Source organism: Pseudomonas sp. SDO5522_S412 (assembly GCF_054071215.1).
This window is the reverse complement of sequence record NZ_JBSVWQ010000065.1, coordinates 1-21,476: the sequence shown is the minus strand read 5'-3', so window position 1 is coordinate 21,476 and position 21,476 is coordinate 1. Positions and strand designations below refer to the sequence as shown.

General features: G+C 60.3%; 20 protein-coding genes. 13 read left to right on the top strand and 7 right to left on the bottom strand.

Going from position 1 to position 21,476, the window contains the following annotated elements; translation table 11 throughout:
- The first annotated feature begins 31 nt into the window (after window positions 1-31).
- From ACW9I6_RS15835 to ACW9I6_RS15800, 8 genes are all read left to right on the top strand, one after another.
- Window positions 32-346, top strand: a complete 315-nt coding sequence (locus ACW9I6_RS15835; protein WP_003209080.1) for a DUF883 family protein — start codon at window positions 32-34, stop codon at window positions 344-346.
- Window positions 347-348: 2 nt separating this feature from the next.
- Window positions 349-735, top strand: coding sequence for a phage holin family protein (locus ACW9I6_RS15830; RefSeq protein WP_003209078.1), 387 nt, complete (start codon window positions 349-351; stop codon window positions 733-735).
- Entirely contained in the window at window positions 732-1,073 is a 342-nt protein-coding gene (locus ACW9I6_RS15825) for a hypothetical protein (RefSeq protein ID WP_008432159.1), read from the top strand. Before ACW9I6_RS15830 ends, ACW9I6_RS15825 begins: the two co-directional genes overlap by 4 nt.
- A gap of 92 nt (window positions 1,074-1,165) precedes the next feature.
- Window positions 1,166-2,329, top strand: coding sequence for an EAL domain-containing protein (locus ACW9I6_RS15820; protein ID WP_008432158.1), 1,164 nt, complete (start codon window positions 1,166-1,168; stop codon window positions 2,327-2,329).
- A gap of 72 nt (window positions 2,330-2,401) precedes the next feature.
- Window positions 2,402-3,733, top strand: a complete 1,332-nt coding sequence (locus ACW9I6_RS15815; protein ID WP_003209075.1) for a deoxyguanosinetriphosphate triphosphohydrolase — start codon at window positions 2,402-2,404, stop codon at window positions 3,731-3,733.
- 225 nt (window positions 3,734-3,958) lie between these two features.
- Window positions 3,959-4,366 (top strand): response regulator, encoded by a 408-nt coding sequence (locus ACW9I6_RS15810; protein WP_003209073.1) that lies wholly within the window; start codon window positions 3,959-3,961, stop codon window positions 4,364-4,366.
- 249 nt (window positions 4,367-4,615) lie between these two features.
- The gene (locus ACW9I6_RS15805) at window positions 4,616-5,242 is read left to right on the top strand and encodes a response regulator transcription factor (RefSeq protein ID WP_003209072.1); all 627 of its coding nucleotides are present in this window, start codon (window positions 4,616-4,618) and stop codon (window positions 5,240-5,242) included.
- Between the two features lie 8 nt (window positions 5,243-5,250).
- Window positions 5,251-8,883, top strand: a complete 3,633-nt coding sequence (locus ACW9I6_RS15800; protein WP_177028922.1) for a transporter substrate-binding domain-containing protein — start codon at window positions 5,251-5,253, stop codon at window positions 8,881-8,883.
- A gap of 44 nt (window positions 8,884-8,927) precedes the next feature.
- Here the strand turns inward: ACW9I6_RS15800 and ACW9I6_RS15795 are convergent, their stop codons facing one another.
- Both ACW9I6_RS15795 and ACW9I6_RS15790 read right to left on the bottom strand, forming a co-directional pair.
- On the bottom strand, window positions 8,928-9,410 hold the full coding sequence (locus ACW9I6_RS15795; protein ID WP_003209067.1) for a GAF domain-containing protein: 483 nt from the start codon (window positions 9,408-9,410) through the stop codon (window positions 8,928-8,930).
- A complete protein-coding gene (locus tag ACW9I6_RS15790; protein WP_003209065.1) occupies window positions 9,407-10,297 on the bottom strand; it encodes an ATP-binding protein in 891 nt (296 codons plus the stop codon). Before ACW9I6_RS15790 ends, ACW9I6_RS15795 begins: the two co-directional genes overlap by 4 nt.
- 167 nt (window positions 10,298-10,464) lie before the next feature.
- Here ACW9I6_RS15790 and ACW9I6_RS15785 point away from each other — a divergent pair, with 167 nt between their 5' ends.
- The gene (locus tag ACW9I6_RS15785; protein WP_003209064.1) at window positions 10,465-12,774 is read left to right on the top strand and encodes a hybrid sensor histidine kinase/response regulator; all 2,310 of its coding nucleotides are present in this window, start codon (window positions 10,465-10,467) and stop codon (window positions 12,772-12,774) included.
- On the opposite strand, the gene ACW9I6_RS15780 is transcribed toward ACW9I6_RS15785, so the two are convergent.
- The 3 genes from ACW9I6_RS15780 to msrB all read right to left on the bottom strand — a co-directional run bounded on the left by ACW9I6_RS15780 (window position 12,758) and on the right by msrB (window position 14,216).
- Window positions 12,758-13,210 carry a MarR family winged helix-turn-helix transcriptional regulator gene (locus tag ACW9I6_RS15780; RefSeq protein ID WP_003209062.1) on the bottom strand — a complete coding sequence of 151 codons (453 nt, stop codon included), beginning with the start codon at window positions 13,208-13,210 and terminating at the stop codon, window positions 12,758-12,760. The genes ACW9I6_RS15785 and ACW9I6_RS15780 overlap by 17 nt on opposite strands.
- The gene (locus ACW9I6_RS15775; RefSeq protein ID WP_003209061.1) at window positions 13,207-13,692 is read right to left on the bottom strand and encodes a glutathione peroxidase; all 486 of its coding nucleotides are present in this window, start codon (window positions 13,690-13,692) and stop codon (window positions 13,207-13,209) included. Before ACW9I6_RS15775 ends, ACW9I6_RS15780 begins: the two co-directional genes overlap by 4 nt.
- Before the next feature lie 131 nt (window positions 13,693-13,823).
- Window positions 13,824-14,216: a peptide-methionine (R)-S-oxide reductase MsrB gene (msrB, locus tag ACW9I6_RS15770; protein ID WP_003209059.1), complete on the bottom strand. Its 393-nt coding sequence runs from the start codon at window positions 14,214-14,216 to the stop codon at window positions 13,824-13,826.
- 202 nt (window positions 14,217-14,418) lie between these two features.
- Between msrB and ACW9I6_RS15765 the strand changes: the two genes are divergently transcribed.
- Entirely contained in the window at window positions 14,419-15,630 is a 1,212-nt protein-coding gene (locus ACW9I6_RS15765) for a pyridoxal phosphate-dependent aminotransferase (protein WP_003209058.1), read from the top strand.
- Between the two features lie 314 nt (window positions 15,631-15,944).
- Window positions 15,945-16,832, top strand: a complete 888-nt coding sequence (htpX, locus tag ACW9I6_RS15760; protein ID WP_003209055.1) for a protease HtpX — start codon at window positions 15,945-15,947, stop codon at window positions 16,830-16,832.
- Window positions 16,833-16,883: 51 nt separating this feature from the next.
- Here htpX and ACW9I6_RS15755 read toward each other — a convergent pair whose 3' ends face one another.
- On the bottom strand, window positions 16,884-17,540 hold the full coding sequence (locus ACW9I6_RS15755) for a thiopurine S-methyltransferase (protein ID WP_177040539.1): 657 nt from the start codon (window positions 17,538-17,540) through the stop codon (window positions 16,884-16,886).
- Between the two features lie 102 nt (window positions 17,541-17,642).
- Here ACW9I6_RS15755 and ACW9I6_RS15750 point away from each other — a divergent pair, with 102 nt between their 5' ends.
- Window positions 17,643-18,410, top strand: coding sequence for a DODA-type extradiol aromatic ring-opening family dioxygenase (locus ACW9I6_RS15750; RefSeq protein WP_003209052.1), 768 nt, complete (start codon window positions 17,643-17,645; stop codon window positions 18,408-18,410).
- A gap of 69 nt (window positions 18,411-18,479) precedes the next feature.
- On the opposite strand, the gene ACW9I6_RS15745 is transcribed toward ACW9I6_RS15750, so the two are convergent.
- A complete protein-coding gene (locus tag ACW9I6_RS15745; protein WP_003209050.1) occupies window positions 18,480-20,153 on the bottom strand; it encodes a DEAD/DEAH box helicase in 1,674 nt (557 codons plus the stop codon).
- A gap of 423 nt (window positions 20,154-20,576) precedes the next feature.
- Here ACW9I6_RS15745 and ACW9I6_RS15740 point away from each other — a divergent pair, with 423 nt between their 5' ends.
- Entirely contained in the window at window positions 20,577-21,368 is a 792-nt protein-coding gene (locus tag ACW9I6_RS15740) for a crotonase/enoyl-CoA hydratase family protein (RefSeq protein ID WP_134326003.1), read from the top strand.
- Window positions 21,369-21,476: the final 108 nt, after the last annotated feature.

Sequence of the window (21,476 nt, the reverse complement as noted above, 5' to 3'; positions counted from 1 at the left end):
GTAAACAGACCAGCCACTCACGGAGATAACCATGGCCAGAAAAACGGCAAAGACTGCTCAAGAAATACTGATGGCGGATTTTCAAACCCTGGTCAGCGATACCGAGAAGCTGCTGGACGACACTGCGATCCTCGCCGGTGACCAGGCTGACGAGCTTCGCAGCAAGATTCACGAAAGCCTGCTCAAGGCCCGTGAAACCCTGCAACTGACCGAGGACTCCCTGCGCGAACGCGGCCAGGCGGCGGTCACGGCCACTGAAGACTATGTGCAGGCCAACCCCTGGCAGTCCGTCGGCATTGCGGCCGGCGTGGGCTTTTTGATCGGCCTGCTGGCTACAAGGCGCTAATCATGTCTATCGGCGAATCCGGCTCGTCCACGGGCCCAAGTTCTACTTCACGGCGCCTGGGCGCGGCTGTCCTGGGTTTGCTGCACAGCCATGTCGAGCTGTTCGGCATCGAGTTGCAGGAGCAGAAAGCCCGCACCGTCAGCCTGTTGCTGTTCGCCGGCCTGGCGCTGGTGTTTGCCTTGCTGTTGCTGGTGGGTTTGTCGGCGCTGGTGATGATTCTGGTGTGGGATACCTACCGCCTGACCGGGATTATCAGCCTGTGTGTGTTCTACATACTGGCCGCAGCATTCTGCGGGTTGCGCCTGAAGGCGGCGGTGTTCGATGAGTCCACGCCGTTCCACGCCACCCTCGAAGAGCTGGCCAACGACCGGGAGCGCCTGCTGCCATGAGCATGACTGAATTGCCGCAAAACACTTCCCGGCGAGAAATGCGCAAGGCGTTGATCCGCCTGCGCATGGAAATGCACCGCCAGGAAATCCGTCACGAGTCCCAGCAACTGATGCTGCCGCTGCAAAAGGTCCGCAACATGGGCCAGAGCTGGCAGGACGGTTTTGGCATCAAGCACGCGCCGCTGTGGGGCGTGGGCGTGGTGACGCTGCTGGGGTTTCTCACCGGCAAAGGCGCCAAGGGCGGCGGAATCGGCACCATGACCCGCCTGGTGCGGCTGGGTGCCGGCCTGATCCCGCTGATCAAACTGGCCATGCAAGGTGCTTCGCGCAAAAGTTGAGCGTGCTGGCTGCATTCTTGCAAACAGATCAGGCCCGGCCCTCTCCATTGAGGGCCGGGCCTTTTTTATTTCCGGTCTTTTAAGGAGGCCCCGTGATCGACGGGCAACCGCTCGCCTGCTTCCAGCCATTCATCGACACCGCCACCGGCCGCATCGCCGGCGTAGAAGCCCTGGGCCGCCTACGCCAGGCGAATGGCCAACTGCGCTCGGTGGGTCCGCTGTTCGCCGACCCGCGCACGCCCTCGGTGGCCTTGCGCCGCCTGGACCGGCAGATCCGTGACAATGCCCTGAGCCGCCTGCATGAAGCCCCGCAGGAGTGGTTCCTCAGCCTGAATATCTCGCCACGCTGGATCACCCGCCTGCGCCCGGGCCAGGCGCTGCCGAGCCTGAAGCAATTGCAACTGCATAACGTCGACCCGCGCCGCATCGTGTTCGAGATCACTGAACTGGGCGGCGATATCCTGCGCCTGGCCGAAGTCGTCGAGCGCTACCGCGAGGCCGGCGCGCGGATTGCCATTGATGACTTCGGCGCCGGCTATTCGCAGCTGGACCGGGTGCTGGCCTTGCAGCCGGACATTCTCAAGCTGGACATGCGCCTGTTCCAGGCCGCGGCCCGCGGTGGCCCGAGCGGTGAGGTGGTACGGGCACTGGCGCAAATGGCGGAAAAAACCGGCTGCTGGATCATCGCCGAAGGGGTGGAAACCGAGGCCCAACTGAATTTCGCCCTGGAATGCGGTTCGCGTTATGTCCAGGGCTACCTGTTCGCCCAGGCCCAACTGGACTGGTTCGACACCGACGCATTCGTGCCGCGCTTCGCCCAGTTGCGCACCGGCTATGTCCAACAGAAGCTCGCCGAACGTGGCCGGATCATGCAACTGCGCCAGCAACTGGCGGAGCTGATGCAGATCCTGCAAACCTGGGCCCACACCCGCGCACCGCTGAGCCACCTGCCGCAATTGCCGGCGTTTCCCTGGCTGCTGCGTTTTTACCAGTGCGACCGGCATGGCACGCAACTGACACCCAACTTCGAATGGCACCAGGGCGCCTGGCAAGCCGACAGCCGCTACCTGGGCCACAACTGGTCATGGCGTCCGTATTTTTATCATTTGCTGGCCGAAGGTTGGGAGGAGCGGCGGCTGACCCTCTCCTCAACCTATCGCGATGCCACGACCAACCAGTACTGCCTGACTGCCGGACAATTCTTTGATAATGGTCAGCGCCTGCTGTTAATCGATATCGACGCCGCCGGCCTGTAGTTTTTCGCTTGCGAAGGCCTGGCTGAACCGGGAAGCTGGGAGCCGTCATTCACCGCACGGAGAGTACCCGCCTTGGATTGGCCCACCCTGCTTACCCGCGAACGCCTTGGAAAACCCCTGCACAGCCCGGAAGAACTGGGGCGCAGTCCGTTTCACAAAGACCATGACCGCATCATCTTTTCCGGTGCGTTTCGCCGCCTGGGCCGCAAGACGCAAGTGCACCCGGTGACCAGCAACGATCACATCCACACCCGGCTGACCCACTCCCTGGAAGTCAGTTGCGTGGGACGATCCCTGGGCATGCGCGTAGGCGAGACCATCCGCAGTGCCCTGCCCGACTGGTGCGACCCGAGCGACCTGGGGATGGTGGTGCAGTCGGCCTGCCTGGCCCATGACATCGGCAACCCACCCTTCGGCCATTCCGGCGAGGACGCGATCCGGCACTGGTTCCAGCAAGCTTCAGGCCGTGGCTGGCTGGATGACATGAGCAGCGCCGAACGCAATGACTTCCTCAATTTCGAAGGCAATGCCCAGGGCTTCCGGGTACTCACGCAACTGGAATACCACCAGTTTGATGGTGGCACCCGCCTGACCTACGCCACCTTGGGCACCTACCTGAAATACCCCTGGACCGCCCGCCACGCCGACTCCCTGGGCTACAAGAAACACAAGTTCGGCTGCTACCAGAGCGAACTGCCGATCCTGGAGCAGATCGCCCAGAAGCTCGGCTTGCCGCAGTTGGAAGAACAACGCTGGGCTCGGCACCCGCTGGTGTACCTGATGGAGGCGGCCGACGATATCTGCTACGCGTTGATCGACCTCGAAGACGGCCTGGAAATGGAGCTGCTGGAATACGCCGAGGTCGAGTCACTGCTGCTGGACCTGGTGGGCGACGACTTGCCGCAAACCTATCGGCAACTCGGCCCGCTGGATTCCCGGCGACGCAAGCTGGCGATCCTGCGAGGCAAGGCCATCGAACACCTGACCAACGCCGCGGCCCGGGCGTTCGTCGAACAACAGGACGCGCTGCTGGCCGGCACCCTGCCGGGGGACCTGGTGGAACATATGCACGGCCCGGCCAAGCGCTGCGTGCTGGATGCCAAGGACATGGCCCGCAAGAAGATCTTCCAGGACAAGCGCAAGACCCTGCATGAGATCGGCGCCTACACCACCCTGGAAATCCTCTTGAATGCCTTCTGCGGCGCGGCCCTGGAACAACATGGCGGTCGCACCCCGTCGTTCAAGAACCGACGCATCCTCGACCTGTTGGGCAATAGCGCCCCGGATCCCTCCTGGTCATTGCACGCGTCCTTCCTGCGCATGATCGACTTTATCGCCGGCATGACTGACAGCTACGCCAGCGAGATGGCCCGCGAGATGACCGGCCGCTCCAGCCCGCAATAAATCGGAGCCCTGGCTGATGGCCAGGGCGACTTTTCAAAGAATCGCCCTACGCACGGAACAGAGCGGCCTGATCGAAGTTCTTCCCCGCCGCGATGAATAATCGCGCGCCCTGACCGCAGTCTTTCGACCTGCTCCTGCGCCCGATAGCTGGCGGGCCCATTAACTTCTTACTACACGCCCTGGTGGAGCGTCTTCAGGGCTCTTGTCCATTCCATGGAAAAAACCATGCTCGAACAACTTCGCATCCTGTTGGTGGAGGATCACCCCTTTCAATTGCTGGCCACCCAATGCCTGCTACGAAACTATGGCTACCACGACCTGGCACTGGCCGAGAATGCAGAACAGGCAATGCGGCTGATGACACAAACCGACGTGCCATTCGATATTCTGCTCTGTGATCAATGTTTGCCCGACTTGCCTGGGCTGGAGTTGATTGAAATTGCCAACCGCAGAGGCTTTATAAGGTCCGCGATATTGCTCAGCGGCCTGCCCGTCAATGAACTGGAACACCTGATGGCCCAGGCATCCCGACGCAACTTTCCATTACTTGGCTATTTGTCGAAGCCGTTAAGCCACCTTGAGCTGAATGAACTCATACGCCAATCACGCCTTACTCGCTCAACAGAAAAGTAGGAAGTTAAACACCCGGGCAATCCGAAAACGCCTCTTTATAACGCTGCCCTCTCACGACCAGTTACTTTTAAATTCCACCCACGCAAAACTCTTACACCCAAACAACAAACACCTCACAGAGCGTAATCCCTTGCTTTTTTTGATGTAGGATTATTCTTGTTTTACGTTTGTTCCACATCAAGTTCATCCTCCTTCATTGCCATGTGAGCTAATGTGCCGACTTTATTTGCGCCTGTATGGAATTTGATCATGAACTCAGTTTTTATTATTGACGACCACCCCGTCATCCGACTTGCCATTCGGATGTTGTTAGAACACGAAGGCTATAAAGTAGTGGGAGAAGCCGATAACGGTTGTGATGCGATACAAATGGTCAAGGAGTGTCAGCCTGACCTGATTATCCTTGATATCGGCATTCCGAAACTCGATGGCCTGGAAGTGCTGTGCCGGTTCAACGCAATGAGTACGCCGACCAAGACGTTAATACTCACTGCCCAGACCCCCAAGCTCTTTGCTACCCGGTGCATGCGCTCCGGCGCGGATGGCTATGTGTGCAAGGAAGGTGACTTGAGCGAACTGCTCAGTGCCATCAGGGCGGTCTTGTCAGGTTACAACTACTTCCCGAGCCAGGCCCTTAACGGCAGCACTAACGAAACGGATAACAATGAAGAGCTTGAACTGTTCAAAGTCGTCAACGATCGCGAACTCATGGTATTACAACTTTTTGCCCAAGGCCGGACAAACAAGGAAATCGCCAAGGGCATGTTTCTCAGCAACAAAACCGTCAGCACTTACAAAAAAAGGCTCATGCAAAAACTGAAAGCCAAATCCTTGGTAGAACTTATCGAGATGGCAAAACGTAACGCGCTAGTGTGAGAAATCGGATGCCCAGGCGATTAAAGGACTATCTAATCATATTGAGTATCGGGGTGTGCCTCAGCACTTCCGTGCCTGCCGAACAAACTGTTCCCGAGCAATATGCCCTGCTGGGGCGTGCCGGTGCCGTTCAACTGGACACCCCCCTGAACAAGACACAGCGCCAGTGGCTGCAGAACAAACGGGAACTGATACTGGGCACCTCTGCACCCGACTATCCGCCCTTCGACATCACCTCCAGCGGGCGTGATTATGAAGGGCTGACTGCCGATTACGCCGGGCTGCTGGCCAGGACACTGGCCATACCGCTCACCGTGTTGCGCTACTCCTCCCGTGAAGCCGCGATCCAGGCGCTGGCAAACGGCGAAATCGATTTTCTGGGGTCTGCCAACGGTTTTGAAGCGGCGAATCCCGACATCGTCCTGTCACTGCCCTACGCAGTGGATCAGCCGGTACTGGTGACCCGTGAAGGTGAGAACCGCGACCTTGGCGACGGCCTGGCCGGCCTGCGCCTGAGTCTTGTCTACCATTACCTGCCCATGGACGAAGTGCAGGCGCTGTACCCCAAGGCGACCATCCACGCCTACCCGTCCTATCAAAATGCCTTGAATGCCGTGGCATTCGACCAGGCTGACGTATTCCTGGGCGACACCATTTCCACTCACTACATGATCAACAAGGGCTACCTGAAAAATATCCGCATGGCCAACTTCGGCAAGCACGAGGCCCATGGGTTCAGCTTCGCCTTGCGCAAGGATCAACCCATTCTCCTGAGTATCATCGACTCAGTGCTCGATGGCGTATCAACCTATGAACGTGACAGCATCGCCAAGCGCTGGAGTGCGGGCAGCGACATTCTGCTGACCGACCGCAAGCTGCAACTGAGCCTGCGCGAAGAGCGCTGGCTCAAGGACAACCCCGTGGTGAAGGTGGTGGTCAATGAAACCCTCGCCCCCCTGACGTTCTTTGATACCGACGGCAACTTCCGAGGCATCACCGCCGACCTGCTGGAGCTGATCCGCCTGCGAACCGGCCTGCGCTTCGAGATTCAACACGTGCGTGACGTCGCCAACATGATGGAACTGGTGCAGACCGGCGCAGCCGACATCATCGGCGCAATTACTCCCAGTACCGGGCGCGAGTCCCAGTTGAACTTCAGCCGCCCCTACCTGGAAAACTCCTACGTATTACTGACCCGTAAAGAGCCGGGCGCGCCCACAAGCCTTCAAGAACTGGCCGGCAAGCGCCTGGCGATTACCCAGGGCAATCAGCTGGAAAAATTCCTGCAGCAGGCATTTGCCCAGATAAACCTGGTGGAAACCGGGGATACCTTCAAGGCATCGGAATTGCTGGCACAGGGGCAAGTCGACGGCGCAGTGAACCCTTTGGTGATCGCCAACTACCTGCTTTCTTCTCCGGCATTCCAGGACAAACTGCAGATCAGTTCCAGCATCGGCACGTTGCCTGCGACGTTTGCCCTGGCGACGTCCCGACACGCCACGGAGCTGAGTTCGATCCTGGACAAGGCACTGCTGAGTATCGCCCCGGATGAGATGGCGGCGATCAACAGCCGCTGGCGCGGCTACAACGCAGCGTCCGATGGCTACTGGCGCAATTACCATCGCCTGATTGCCCAGATCATCATCGGCACCGGGCTGCTGCTGTTGATTTCCCTGGCCTGGAACGGCTACCTGCAGCGCCAGATCAAGCACCGAAAACTGGCCGAGCGCGCCCTTAACGACCAGTTCGAGTTCATGCGGGCGCTGGTCAATGAAACGCCCCATCCGATCTACGTACGCGACCACAACGGCTATCTGCAGACCTGCAACGACAGCTACCTGCAGACGTTCGACATCAAGCGTGAAGACGTCATCGGCAAAAGCATCACGCAGATGAGCATGGCCCTTGAGACGGAGGCGGCGCAGTACCATGCCGACTACCAGCGGGTAGTGGCCGAGGGTAAACCGTTGATCCTTGATCGCACCCTGCACGTGCACGGGAAAAAACTCACGATCTACCACTGGATCCTCCCCTACCGCGACTCCGTGGGCGAGGTCCAGGGCATCATTGGCGGCTGGATCGATATCAGCGAACGGCGCCAGTTGTTCGACGAACTGCGCGCCGCCAAGGAACGCGCCGACGAGGCCAATCGCGCGAAAAGCACGTTCCTGGCCACCATGAGCCACGAAATCCGCACGCCGATGAACGCCGTCATTGGCATGCTGGAATTGACACTCAAGCGCGCCGATCAGGGTCATCTTGATCGCCCTGCGATCGAGGTCGCCTACAACTCGGCCAAGGACCTGCTGGAGTTGATCGGCGACATTCTGGACATTGCACGTATCGAGTCCGGTCGATTGAGCCTGGCCCCGGAGCGGGTCAACCTGCGCGAAGTCATCGAGTCGGTGGTCCGCGTGTTCGATGGCCTGGCGCGCCAGAAAACCCTGAGCCTGGTGCTGGAGTTCACCCCCGATGTCGAGGATACCGACGTACTGATCGACCCTCTGCGGTTCAAGCAGGTGCTCTCGAACCTGGTGAGCAATGCGATCAAGTTCACTGAACGCGGGCAGGTGAAGATCAAGGTGCAGCTGAAGGCGACCGGGCAACCTCAACAGATCGAGATGAAACTGGTAGTGGAGGACACCGGCATCGGGATCAATCGCGAAGACCAGCTACGCCTGTTCGAGCCCTTCGCCCAGGCCGACAACTCCGGGCACCTGGCCAGGAGCGGCGCCGGCCTGGGCCTGGTGATCTGTCGCAGCCTGTGCGCCATGATGGGCGGCCAATTGAGCCTGAGCAGCGTGCCCATGGTAGGCACCCAGGTCCACGTCAGCCTGAAGATGACCAGCCTGCCGCCGGTCAAGGCCGTAGACAAGCTCGAACCGGCCGCAGCCACGCCGGCGCCAGTACTCAACGTGCTGGTGGTGGATGACCATCCGGCCAACCGCTTGCTGATGTGCCAGCAACTGGGGTTCCTGGGGCATCAGTTCACCGCGGCCCATCATGGTGCTGCGGGGTTCCAGGCCTGGCGCCAGGAACACTTCGACCTGGTCATTGCCGACTGCAATATGCCGATCATGAACGGCTACGAATTGAGTCACTCCATTCGCGAGTATGAGGAGCGCGAGCAGAAAACCCCGTGCGTGATACTCGGCTTCACCGCCAACGCGCAGCCCGAGGAGAAACAACGCTGCTTTGACGCCGGCATGAATGACTGCCTGTTCAAACCCATCAGTCTTACTGCGCTGGAACAGCACCTGGCGCAGGTCGATCCGCTGCCCACCCGCAACGTGTTTACCCTGCAAAGCCTGGACGCGATGACGGGCGGTGACCCACAGTTGAGCCGGCGTTTGCTCGAGGAGTTGCTCAGCAGCAGCCGGAATGATCGGGTCGAGCTGATGGCCATGCTGGCACGGCAAGCCGCGCCCGGCGACCTGATCGACCAGGCCCACAAGATCAAGGGCGCCGCCCGGATCATCCAGGCCGATACCTTGTCCGGACAATGCGAAGCGTTGGAGCAGGCGTGTGGCGAACGCGAGACACCACACGTTATCGAGGCGGGCATCAAGGCAATAGAGAAATCCATGCTTGAGCTGGAGAGGATGCTGCAGATGCAACTGGACGTGCTGGACTGTCGATAGCCTGCAGGAGCGAACTTGCTCGCTCCTGCAGGAGACTCACCCCATCAACAATCGGTCAACCGCAGGAAAATCGCCGCCAACTGCTCGATGCCGGCCTGATCCTGCGGGGTAAACCGCGACAGCGATGGGCTGTCCAGGTCGAGCACACCAATCAAGCGGCCGTCCTTGACCAACGGGACGACCAACTCGCTGTTGGACGCACTGTCACAGGCGATATGCCCCGGGAACGCGTGCACGTCTTCCACCCGCTGGGTTTGCCGCGAGGCCGCTGCCGCGCCGCACACACCGCGACCGAACGGAATGCGCACACAGGCGATCTGCCCCTGGAACGGCCCGAGCACCAGCTCTTCATTGCGGTTGAGGTAGAAGCCTGCCCAGTTCAAATCATCCAGCTGGTTGAACAGGAACGCAGAAAACTGCGCGGCATTGGCAATGAAATCCCGCTCATCCGCCAACAGCGATTCCAGCTGCGCATGCAGCATGGCGTAGCCATCGAGGCCGGTTCCAGCCTGTTGCAAATCAATCATGGTTGACGCTCCAACAACTTGAGGCCCACCCAGTAGCGGGCGAACTGATAGGCACAACGGCCGTTGCGGTTACCGCGCCCGGTGGCCCAGCGCACGGCGAGGATGTCCAACTCTTCATCGCGCTGCCACTGCAGACCGGCCTTGCTCGCCAACTCACCGATCCAGTGCTCGACCACATCCAGGAAGTGCTCCTGATTGAACGGGTAAAACGACAGCCACAAGCCGAAACGGTCAGACAGGGCAATCTTGTCCTCCACCGCTTCGTTGGGATGCAGCTCGCCGTCTATGGTCTTCCAGTTCTCGTTATCGCTCTGGTTCTCGGGCACCAGGTGACGACGATTGGAGGTGGCATACAACAGGACGTTTTCCGGCGCCTGCTCCAGGGAGCCGTCGAGTACGCTCTTGAGCACACGATAATCGCTCTCGCCGGCTTCGAAAGACAGGTCATCGCAGAACAACACAAAGCGTTGTGGCAATTTGATCAGTTGCTCGACCACCCGCGGCAAGTCCGCCAGGTGATCGCGCTCGATTTCGATCAGGCGCAGCCCGGCCTTGGCGTGCTGCGCCAGCAAGGCGCGCACCATGGACGATTTACCGGTGCCGCGCGAGCCCCAGAGCAGCGCATGGTTGGCCGGCAGGCCGTCGAGAAACTGTTGGGTGTTACGGGCCAATTGTTCGCGCTGTTTATCCACGCCGATCAGGTCGGACAGGCGCATATCCAGGCTGACTTCCAGTGGCAATAAAAAGCCGCTGCGACCTTCGCGCTGCCAACGGGCAGCCAGGCAATGGTTCCAGTCAACGGCTTCACGCGGGGCAGGCAACAAGGGCTCCAGGCGAGCCAGTACCGCGTCGGCACGCTCAAGAAAGGCATTCAATCGAGAATCCACGACTATTCCTCTGGCAAGTTCTTGTAAAAGATGGCGTATTGGCAACCCTGAGGCAGACCGTGCAGGGCTGCACCGAATAAAATCGATTCGTGCCGGGCAAGTTTGAGCCTGTGGATGTTCAGCTATGCTTGCCGGGCGAAAGGAAACGTAAAGTGGTACAGCACCCGATGGATATCAAGTTCGCCCACCGCTTGTCTTATAAACAAGCCAGACTGACAGTGCTGGTCGGATTCGTCTTGGGAACCTTGCTCAGCCTGATACAGATTGGGATTGATTATGCCAGCGAAGACGCTTCCATCAACCGGGAAATACGTGCGCTGATTGAAATCAGCCATAACCCGGCTTCGCGCATCGCCTACAACATCGACGCCGAGCTGGCCCAGGAACTGACGCTGGGCCTGCTGCACTCCCCCGCCATCACCCATGCACAACTGATCGACAACAACGGTTTGGTGCTGGCCGATGTCCATCGCCCGCGCAAGGAAAGCACCTACCGGCCCATCAGCGACTTCCTGTTTGGCGCCAACCGCCAATTCGAAGATCGGCTCTACCTCGCCCACATGCCCAACGATTCCCTCGGTGTACTGCGTCTTGACGTAGACACCTACGCGTTCGGCAGCCGCTTCCTGCACCGCGCCGAGATCACCCTGCTCAACGGCTTCGCCCGCAGCCTGATCCTCACCGGCATTCTGTTGGCGCTTTTCTACGTGATGCTGACCAAGCCGCTGGTGCGCATTATCCGCGAGCTGAGCTCACGCAAGCACGAGCGCCTGGACTGCCCGCCGGGGCACGAGCACGACGAGATCGGCGTACTGGTCAACGTCGCCAACCAACAGTTTGAAAACATGGAGACTGAAATCCAGCAACGCCGGCACGCTGAAAATCGCCTGACCGAATACCTCGGCCAACTGGAAGACATCGTCTCCGCCCGCACCACCGAGCTCAAGGCGATCAATCATCGGCTGACGCTCTCGAACGACGAGCTGGAAGCGGCGAAGATGACGGCCCTGGGCATGGCCCAGGCACGGGCGGCGTTCCTGGCCAACATGAGCCATGAAATCCGTACACCGCTGAACGGCCTGCTGGGGATGATCGCCCTCTCCCTCGACAGCCCGCTGAACGCCGAGCAACGCCAGCAACTGTCGATCGCCCATGACTCCGGCAAAGTACTGGTGGAGCTACTCAACGATATCCTCGACCTGTCGAAGTTCGACGCCGGCCAACTGGAACTGGAAAGCATCCCGTTCGACCTCGGTTCACTGGTGGAAGACACCGCCAACCTGCTCTCGCAAAACGCCGCGCCCAGCGTGGAGCTGACGTGCCTGATCGACCCGCAGTTTCCCGCCCAGGTGCTGGGCGACCCGACGCGGGTACGGCAGATTGTCAGCAATTTGCTGTCCAACGCCCTGAAGTTCACGCGTTTCGGCCGGGTGGATGTACGCCTCAGTGCCCAGGCCGGCCGGGTCAGGATCGAGGTGTGCGACACCGGTATCGGGATCGCCCAGGATGCCCAGGTCAAGATTTTCCAGCCGTTCACCCAAGCCGGTGCGGGCATCACCCGCCAGTTCGGCGGGACAGGCCTGGGCCTGGCGCTGACCCACAACCTGTGCGAAGCCATGAAGGGCCGCCTGAGCATCAGCTCGGAAGCTGGCTTTGGCAGCCAGTTCTGTGCCGACCTGCCCTTGCCGACCCACTTGCCGGCGGTGCGCCTGGCGCCTTTGGCTGGAGATGTAATCGCCATCACCAGCACCAGCAGCGGGCTGGCAGAACTCCTCACCAGCCTGCTGCCGAGTTGGGGCCTGGCTCCGCGCTGTTATTCCATCGACGATGACTTGAGCGGGCAGAATCCCGACCTGCTGATCACCGACTGCCCCGAATGCCTGTTTCGCCTGCGCCCGATGATCACCGCCCCGATCCTGGTGGTAACCGCCTACGGCAACTTCATGCCCAGCGAAGAAGTCGCGGCCCTGGCCCCCTTGCAGCAACAGGCCCGCCCCCTGAGCCGCACCGCGCTGTACCAGGTCCTGCAACGCAACTTGCGCACCGATCCGGACCTGGTCCTGGACCTGATCCAGCTGGAAACCGGCCCCCTCGCCCACCGGGCGCGCATCCTGCTGGTGGAGGACAACCCGGTCAATCAACTGGTGGCCAAGGGCATGCTCGGCAAGCTCGGGTGCGAGGTAATCGTCGCCGCCCACGGTGGTGAAGCCCTCAAGCTGCTGGAAGAGCAAGGCTTCGACATGGTGTTGATGGACTGCAATATGCCGGTGATGGATGGCTATGAGGCCAGTCGGCAGATCCGCCGCAGCGGGCGCTGGCCGGACTTGCCGATCGTCGCCTTGACGGCCAACGCCATGTCCGAGGAACGCGAGCGCTGCCGGGCTGCGGGCATGAACGATTACCTGGCCAAGCCGTTTCGCCGGGAAGAACTCAAGGCCTTGCTCGATCTGTGGGTGCCGACTACGACAAGTCTTTGATCTGGCGCAACAGCTGATCCAGACCGTCACGCAAGGCATCGGCCTGGTTCAGATCAACGCCGCTGTCACACAACAGGCGGGCCTTCAGCGGCTGCACCCGGTCGCGCAGGTGCCGGCCTTCATCGGTCAGGCTCAGGTGCACTTCACGCTCATCCAGCGCACTGCGCTGACGCCGCACCAGGGCAAGCTGCTCCAGGCGCTTGAGCAGTGGCGTCAGCGTGCCGGAATCCAGCAGCAGGCGCTCGCCCAGGGCCTTGACCGTAGGCTGCGACACCGCTGCGGCCTGCCATTCCCACAGCACCAGCATCACCAGGTATTGCGGATAGGTCAGGCCCAACTGATCGAGCATCGGCTTGTAGGCCCGGGTGACCGCGCGGGAGGCGGCGTAGAGCTTGAAGCACAGTTGGTCGTCGAGGGCCAGGGACAGGTCGGTCATTTGAGCAGGGCTTCGATCTCTTGGGTCAGGTCCTGGGGCTTGGTGGTCGGGGCGAAGCGCTTGACCACCTGGCCGTCGCGACCGATCAGGAACTTGGTGAAGTTCCACTTGATGCCCTTGGAGCCCAGCAATCCCGGGGCCTGCTTTTTGAGCTGTACGAACAATGGGTGGGCATCGCTGCCGTTGACGTCAATCTTCTTGAACAGCGGGAAACTGACACCAAAGTTCAGCTCGCAAAACTCCGAAATGGCGCCTTCGTTGCCCGGCTCCTGCTTGCCGAACTGGTTGCAGGGAAAGCCCAATACCACCAGGCCCTGGTCCTTGTAATGCTGCCAGAGCTCCTCAAGCCCCTTGTATTGCGGGGTGAAGCCGCACTTGCTGGCAGTGTTGACCACCAGAATCGCCTTGCCGGCGAAATCGGCCAAGGTCTTTTGCTCACCCTTGATGGTGGTGCAAGGGATGCTCAGCAGGTTGTCGCTCATGGCAGTGCCTCTACAGAGATAAGAAGGACTGAACGATAGTAGGCAATTCAATTGTGTGCAATTTAATTGGCGGGACTTATGCCTTGATATAACGGCCCCTGCGGGCACGAAGCCCGCAGGAGCCTGACGGCTCAGCGCGGTACCAGGTCCAGGCACACCGAGTTGATGCAGTAACGCAAACCGGTCGGTGGCGGCCCGTCCGGGAACACATGGCCCAGGTGCGCATCGCACTTGGCGCAGGTGACTTCGGTGCGGATCATGCCGTGGCTGACGTCCCGGATCTCGACCATGGCCTGCTCGGCGATCGGCTCGTAGAAGCTGGGCCAGCCGCAGCCGGAGTCAAACTTGGCCCTGGAATCGAACAGCGGCTCATTGCAGCAGATGCAGTGGTAGACGCCGTCGGTCTTGGTGCCGTTGTACTTGCCGCTGAACGGTCGCTCGGTGCCTTTGAGGCGGCACACGTTGTACTGCTCCGGGTCGAGCATGGCTTTCCATTCTTCAACGGTTTTCTGCAACTTTTCCATCGGTACACCTCGGCAACTGAAAAAGCCTGATCTGTGTCTTTTCCATGGATCAGGCGGCACGTATGATTGCGCCTCTTCAAAGCGCCAGTCTGGCACCCGCGTTACCGGCATTCAAACGTATTTATGGGTCAGGCCAACGCAGGATTCTCAGCACGGTAGTCTTCACACCGTCTGGATCGTTCATTTTCAGGATCACATCGCCATGCAGGTCAGCAAATCGAACAAGCTCGCCAACGTCTGCTACGACATTCGCGGCCCGGTGCTCAAGCACGCCAAACGCCTGGAAGAGGAAGGCCATCGCATCCTCAAGCTGAACATTGGCAACCCGGCACCCTTTGGTTTCGAAGCGCCGGACGAAATCCTCCAGGACGTGATCCGCAACCTGCCTACCGCCCAGGGCTACAGCGACTCCAAAGGCCTGTTCAGCGCGCGCAAGGCCGTCATGCAGTACTACCAGCAGAAGCAGGTTGAAGGTGTCGGCATCGAAGACATCTACCTGGGCAACGGCGTGTCCGAGCTGATCGTCATGTCCATGCAGGCCCTGCTCAACAACGGCGACGAAGTGCTGGTTCCGGCTCCCGACTACCCGCTGTGGACCGCCGCCGTAACCCTGGCCGGTGGCCATCCGGTGCATTACCTGTGTGACGAAGGTGCCGACTGGTTCCCGGACCTGGCCGACATCAAGGCCAAGATCACCCCGAACACCAAGGCCCTGGTGATCATCAACCCGAACAACCCCACCGGCGCCGTCTACTCCAGGGAAGTGTTGCTGGGCATGCTCGAACTCGCGCGCCAGCACAACCTGGTGGTGTTTTCCGATGAGATCTACGACAAGATCCTCTACGACGACGCCGTGCACATCTGCACCGCCTCCCTGGCGCCGGACCTGTTGTGCCTGACCTTCAACGGGCTGTCTAAATCCTACCGGGTGGCGGGCTTCCGTTCCGGCTGGATCGCCATTTCCGGCCCCAAGCACAATGCCCAGAGCTATATCGAGGGCATCGACATGCTGGCCAACATGCGCCTGTGTGCCAACGTGCCGAGCCAGCACGCCATCCAGACCGCACTGGGCGGCTACCAGAGCATCAACGACCTGGTGCTGCCACAAGGCCGCCTGCTGGAGCAGCGCAACCGCACCTGGGAACTGCTGAACGCGATTCCCGGCGTCAGTTGCGTCAAGCCGATGGGGGCGCTGTATGCGTTCCCGCGGATCGACCCGAAAGTGTGCCCGATCCTCAACGACGAGAAGTTCGTGCTCGACCTGCTGCTGTCGGAAAAGCTGCTGGTGGTCCAGGGTACGGCGTTCAACTGGCCGTGGCCGGATCACTTCCGGGTGGTCACCCTGCCGCGGGTGGATGACCTGGAGATGGCCATCGGTCGCATCGGCAACTTCCTGAAGTCCTATCGCCAGTAATGGGCATTGCGCTGTACGGCCCCCCCGTGGTCGTACAGCGATTATCTGGCAACACTTCTCTGCCCTGCGCGGGCGGTATCGCCTTTTACACCTGCCGGCTCCACCCTTGCTCGGGCATCACCCTATAATTACAGGGCTGCAAGGTAATGGGGCGAGGCTGCCGAGCCACACCAGGCCTCGGAAATTCCCTTCAAGGCTCTACATTCGGGCTGTAGGACACAGTTTGAAATAGTCCCCCGGTTGAATAGCCCCATGCCGCACCTTATATACCCCGCAGTACGCGACATATTAAGCATGAGGAGAATTCTACAACCATGATGCGCATTCTGCTGTTCTTGGCCACTAACCTGGCGGTCGTGCTGATTGCCAGCATCACGCTGAGCCTTTTCGGCTTCAATGGGATCATGGCGGCCAACGGGGTTGATCTGAACCTCAATCAGCTGCTGATCTTCTGTGCGGTCTTTGGTTTTGCCGGGTCGATTTTCTCGCTGTTCATCTCCAAGTGGATGGCGAAGATGAGCACCAGCACCCAGATCATTACCCAGCCACGCACCCGTCATGAGCAATGGCTGCTGCAGACCGTCGAGCAACTGTCCCGCGAAGCCGGGATCAAGATGCCTGAAGTCGGGATCTTCCCGGCCTATGAAGCAAACGCCTTTGCTACCGGCTGGAACAAGAACGACGCCCTTGTGGCCGTCAGCCAGGGCTTGCTGGAGCGGTTCTCGCCCGACGAAATCAAGGCGGTGCTGGCCCACGAGATCGGCCACGTGGCCAACGGTGACATGGTCACCCTGGCGCTGGTCCAGGGCGTGGTGAACACCTTCGTGATGTTCTTCGCGCGGATCATCGGCAACTTCGTCGACAAGGTGATCTTCAAGAACGAACAGGGCCAGGGCATGGCCTACTACGTGGCGACCATCTTCGCCGAACTGGTACTGGGCTTCCTCGCCAGCTCGATCGTGATGTGGTTCTCGCGCAAACGGGAATTCCGCGCAGACGAAGCCGGCGCACGCCTGGCCGGTACCGGCGCGATGATCAGCGCCCTGCAGCACCTGCGCTCCGAACAGGGCTTGCCGGTGCACATGCCGAACACCCTGACCGCCTTTGGCATCAACGGTGGCATCAAGCAGGGCATGGCTCGCCTGTTCATGAGCCACCCGCCACTGGAAGAGCGAATTGACGCACTGCGTCGTCGCGGCTGATAGCGACAAGAAGAAGGGGCGATTCAATCGCCCCTTCTTTGTGGGCGCTCTTCAGCGCCTGGCCAACCGGTACACCCGCTCGTCCAGGCGCGTGACGCCATCCTTAACAAACTTCCAGCTGTCCCCCAGGATGTCCTGCTCCTGCAGCACATCCAGGCTCCACCGGCCGCCCAGGAGCAATTGCACTTCCTCATCGCTCACCGCGAACGGCGGGCCGGCCTTTTGCGACTGTTCATAATCGAGGGTGATCAACAGGCCACGACTGCCTCCCGCCAGAATCCCATTCAAGTGCGCCGCATACTGCTCGCGCATCAACGGTGGCAGGGCAATCAGCGCCGCCCGGTCGTAAAGCGCTGTGCAACCAACCACGGCACCGGCATCCAGGGCGAAGAAATCCCCGCACCACAGCTCGATGGAACCCGCCTGGAAAACTTTGAAAGCGCCGCGCTGGCTGACCTGCGGCATCAGCTCCTGCTCGCTGAAAAACTCTTCAACGGCCTTTTCCGACAACTCGACCCCGATCACCCGATGCCCGATGCTCGCCAGCCACACCAGGTCCAGGCTCTTGCCGCACAACGGCACCAGCACCTGCGCCCCGTTCGCCACGCCCAGGCCGGGCCAGTGACGCAGCAGGTAAGGATTCACTTCGGGCAAGTGGAAACCCGTCTGATTGCGCGCCCAACGCTCATGCCAAAATCCAGGTTCCATGATTCACCCTAAAACTTGATCAAATAGCGCTAAAACTTATATTAGATTTAGATCAATGATCTGATTAAAGATGGTCCCATCTTAACCCTCAGGACCCTACTCATGCTGCCCAGCCTGTTTATCTCCCACGGTTCGCCCATGCTTGCCCTGCAACCCGGTGCCAGTGGCCCGGCACTCAAGCGCCTGGCAGCCGAGCTGCCACGCCCCAAGGCCATTGTGGTGGTCTCGGCGCACTGGGAAAGCCAGGGGCTGCTCGTGACTGGCAGCGCCGCACCAGAGACCTGGCACGACTTTGGCGGCTTCCCACGGGAACTGTTCGCGGTGCAGTACCCGGCACCCGGTGACCCGCAGTTGGCCGCCCAAATCGTGCAGTTGCTCAAGGCTGACGGCCTGGAAGCGCGCATTGATGATCAGCGCCCCTTCGACCACGGCACTTGGGTGCCCCTGTCGCTGATGTACCCGGCGGCCGATATCCCGGTGGTGCAGGTATCGCTGCCAAGCCGCATGGGCCCTGCCCTGCAAACCCGTGTCGGCCACGCACTGGCGAGCCTGCGGGAACAGGGCGTGCTGCTGATCGGCTCCGGCAGCATTACCCACAATCTCGGCGAACTGGACTGGCATGCCGGGCCGGAGAGCATCGAGCCTTGGGCGCGGGATTTTCGCGATTGGATGGTCAGCAAACTGGCAGCCAACGATGAAGCCGCGCTGCACGACTATCGTCGCCAGGCACCTCATGCCGTGCGCAGCCACCCCAGCGACGAGCATTTGCTGCCGCTGTATTTCGCCCGGGGCGCCGGCGGTGAATTCAGCGCAGCCCACCAAGGCTTTACCATGGGTGCGCTGGGCATGGACATCTACCGTTTCGCCTGATTGCAGGCAAAAAAAATCCCCGAACCAGTCGGGGATTTTTTATGTTCGATCAATCAGCCCAAGGGCGGATCAATCTTCGCGGTAGCGACGCAGCTTCAACTGCTTACCGGCAACGCGGGTGTCCTTCAGCTTGGTCAGGAGTTTCTCCAGGCCATCTTCCGGCAGTTCCACCAGGGAGAAGCTGTCACGCACCTGGATGCGACCGATTGCTTCACGTGCCAGGCCACCCTCGTTGAGGATAGCGCCCAGCAGGTTCTTGGCAGCGATGCCATCACGCGCGCCCAGCGCGGTACGGCAGCGAGCACGGCCTTCAGCCAATGGAACCGGAGCACGACGCTCACGATCACCACGGTCCGGACGGTCGCCAGTACGCTCTGGACGATCACCGCGCGGAGCGTTGTTCGGCACCAGTGGACGTTCTTTCTCGATGGCAGCCAGGGTCAGGGCCTGACCGTTGGTCGCCTTGCGCAGCAGGGCTGCAGCCAGGGCACGCGGGGTGCAACCGATATCGGCAGTCAGGCGGTCCAGCAGGTCGCCGTGGGTCGATTCAGCATCAGCCACCAGTGGCGACAGGCTGTTGGTCAGTTTCTTGATGCGCGCATCGAGAACGGCCTGGGCATCCGGCAGGCGGACTTCGGCAACTTTCTGACCGGTTACACGCTCGATCACTTGCAGCATACGGCGCTCACGTGGAGTCACCAGCAACAATGCACGACCTTCGCGACCAGCACGGCCGGTACGGCCGATACGGTGAACGTAGGACTCTGGATCGTAAGGCATGTCAACGTTGAACACGTGGGTGATACGTGGAACGTCGAGGCCACGGGCAGCAACGTCGGTCGCCACAACGATGTCCAGACGGCCATCCTTGAGGGAGTCGATCACGCGCTCACGCTGGTTCTGGGCAATGTCACCGTTCAGCGCAGCGGCTTTGTAGCCTTTGGCTTCCAGGGCGCTGGCCAGGTCCAGGGTCGCTTGCTTGGTGCGCACGAACATGATCAGGGCGTCGAAGTCTTCGACTTCCAGCAGGCTCAATACAGCCGAGGTCTTCTGGTCAGCGTGAACCAACAGGTGAGCCTGTTCGATCGCGGTAACGGTCTGAGTCTTGGTCTGGATCTTCACGTGTTGCGGATCGCGCAGATGGCGTTCGGCAATGGCACGGATCGACTGTGGCAGGGTAGCCGAGAACAGTACGGTCTGACGGGTTGCTGGCAGTGCCTTGAAGATGACTTCCAGGTCGTCCATGAAGCCCAGCTTGAGCATTTCGTCAGCTTCGTCCAGAACCAGGTGGTTCACGGTCGACAGCACTTTTTCGTCGCGACGCAGGTGGTCGCACAGACGGCCCGGAGTGGCGACAACGATCTGTGCGCCGTTACGGATTGCTTTCAGTTGTGGGCCCATAGGCGCGCCGCCGTAAACGGCCACAACGGTAACGCCCGGCATTTGCTTGGCGTAGGTTTCGAAAGCGGTTGCTACTTGCAGCGCCAACTCACGGGTTGGCGCCAGGATCAGGGCTTGCGGCTCGCGCTTGGCAGGATCGATGCAGTGCAGGATTGGCAGGGCGAACGCGGCGGTTTTACCGGTACCGGTTTGCGCTTGGCCAATCATGTCTTGGCCGGCCATGATGATCGGGATCGATTGCTGCTGAATAGCCGAAGGTTCTTCGTAGCCAGTCGCGATGACGGCAGCAAGAATGTTCGGGTTAAGATTAAAAGCGGCGAAGCCGCCGGTTTCCTGGGTCATGGGTCTGCCTCTAAGTGCATCCGCAAAGACCCATGCTCCAAAGCTGCGCATGCCGTGTTGAGACTCAAGAGTCGCCCTGGCTGCTTTGTCGGCGGGGATTTGCGAAAACGAATGAATGAAAAAGATTCGTCAAGGAAGAGTCCGCTGTGCGGACGTGCAGCCGAAGCTGACTTCGGGGAATTGCGCTACCTAAACGCGGCCCGGTTAAAGGCCGGCGCGCACTATACCGGAAATCGCTGAAAAAGGGAGCTTTTTTTATCGCAAACCGCAGGTAAACGCCTCTGCATCAAAGGCTTTGCGCATCCAGGCAGCAGGGTCTATTTTTCAAAGGCCCGGCCCTGTTGGTCATGACGCTTAAACGGTTCACCCTTAACAGCGGGCCCTTCGGTCCGAAACCTCCCTTTGCGCCCGAGGGCACACCCCATGAACCAAGCCACCAACAGCCGCGTCAGCCGTGAACAGCAGGGTCATATCCTGTTGCTGGGCCTGGATCGCGTGGCCAAGCGCAATGCGTTCGACCTGGAATTGCTCAATGATTTGAGCCTGGCGTATGGCGAATTTGATCGCAATGAGCAAGCGCGGGTGGCCATTGTCTTCGGGCATGGCGATCACTTTACTGCCGGATTGGACCTGGCCAATGTGGGGCCCACGATGGCACAAGGCTGGCAACCGCCGTTGGGTGGTTGTGATCCGTGGGGCGTTTTCGCGGGGCCCCGGGTCAGTAAGCCGGTGATTGTTGCGGCTCAGGGGTACTGCCTGACCATTGGTATCGAGTTGATGTTGGCGGCGGATATCAATCTGTGTGCCAGCAATACCCGGTTTGCGCAGATGGAAGTGCAGCGCGGGATTTTTCCTTTTGGGGGCGCGACGTTGCGCTTTCATCAGATCGCGGGGTGGGGGAATGCCATGCGCTGGTTGCTCACGGGGGATGAGTTTGATGCCCATGAAGCGCTGCGGTTGGGGTTGGTGCAGGAGGTGATGGCCAGCGAGGATTTGTTGCCCCGGGCGGTGGCGCTGGCAAACCGCATTGCCCAGCAGGCGCCGCTGGGGGTGCAGGCCACGCTGATGTCGGCGCGCCAGGCACGGATCGAGGGGGAGACCGCGGCGGCGGCCGGGTTGCCCGTTTTGGTGGAGAAACTGCTGAATAGTGAGGATGCCAAGGAAGGTGTACGGGCGATGGTCGAGAAGCGGCCTGGGGTTTTTAAAGGTTGTTGATTGTGGAGGGGGCTTGGGGCGGGGTACATATCCGTTATTTAGGTAACGGCCACTATTGGTTCCGCTCTTACAGCGGCTCACTTTTGAACAGCGCAAAAGTAAGCAAAA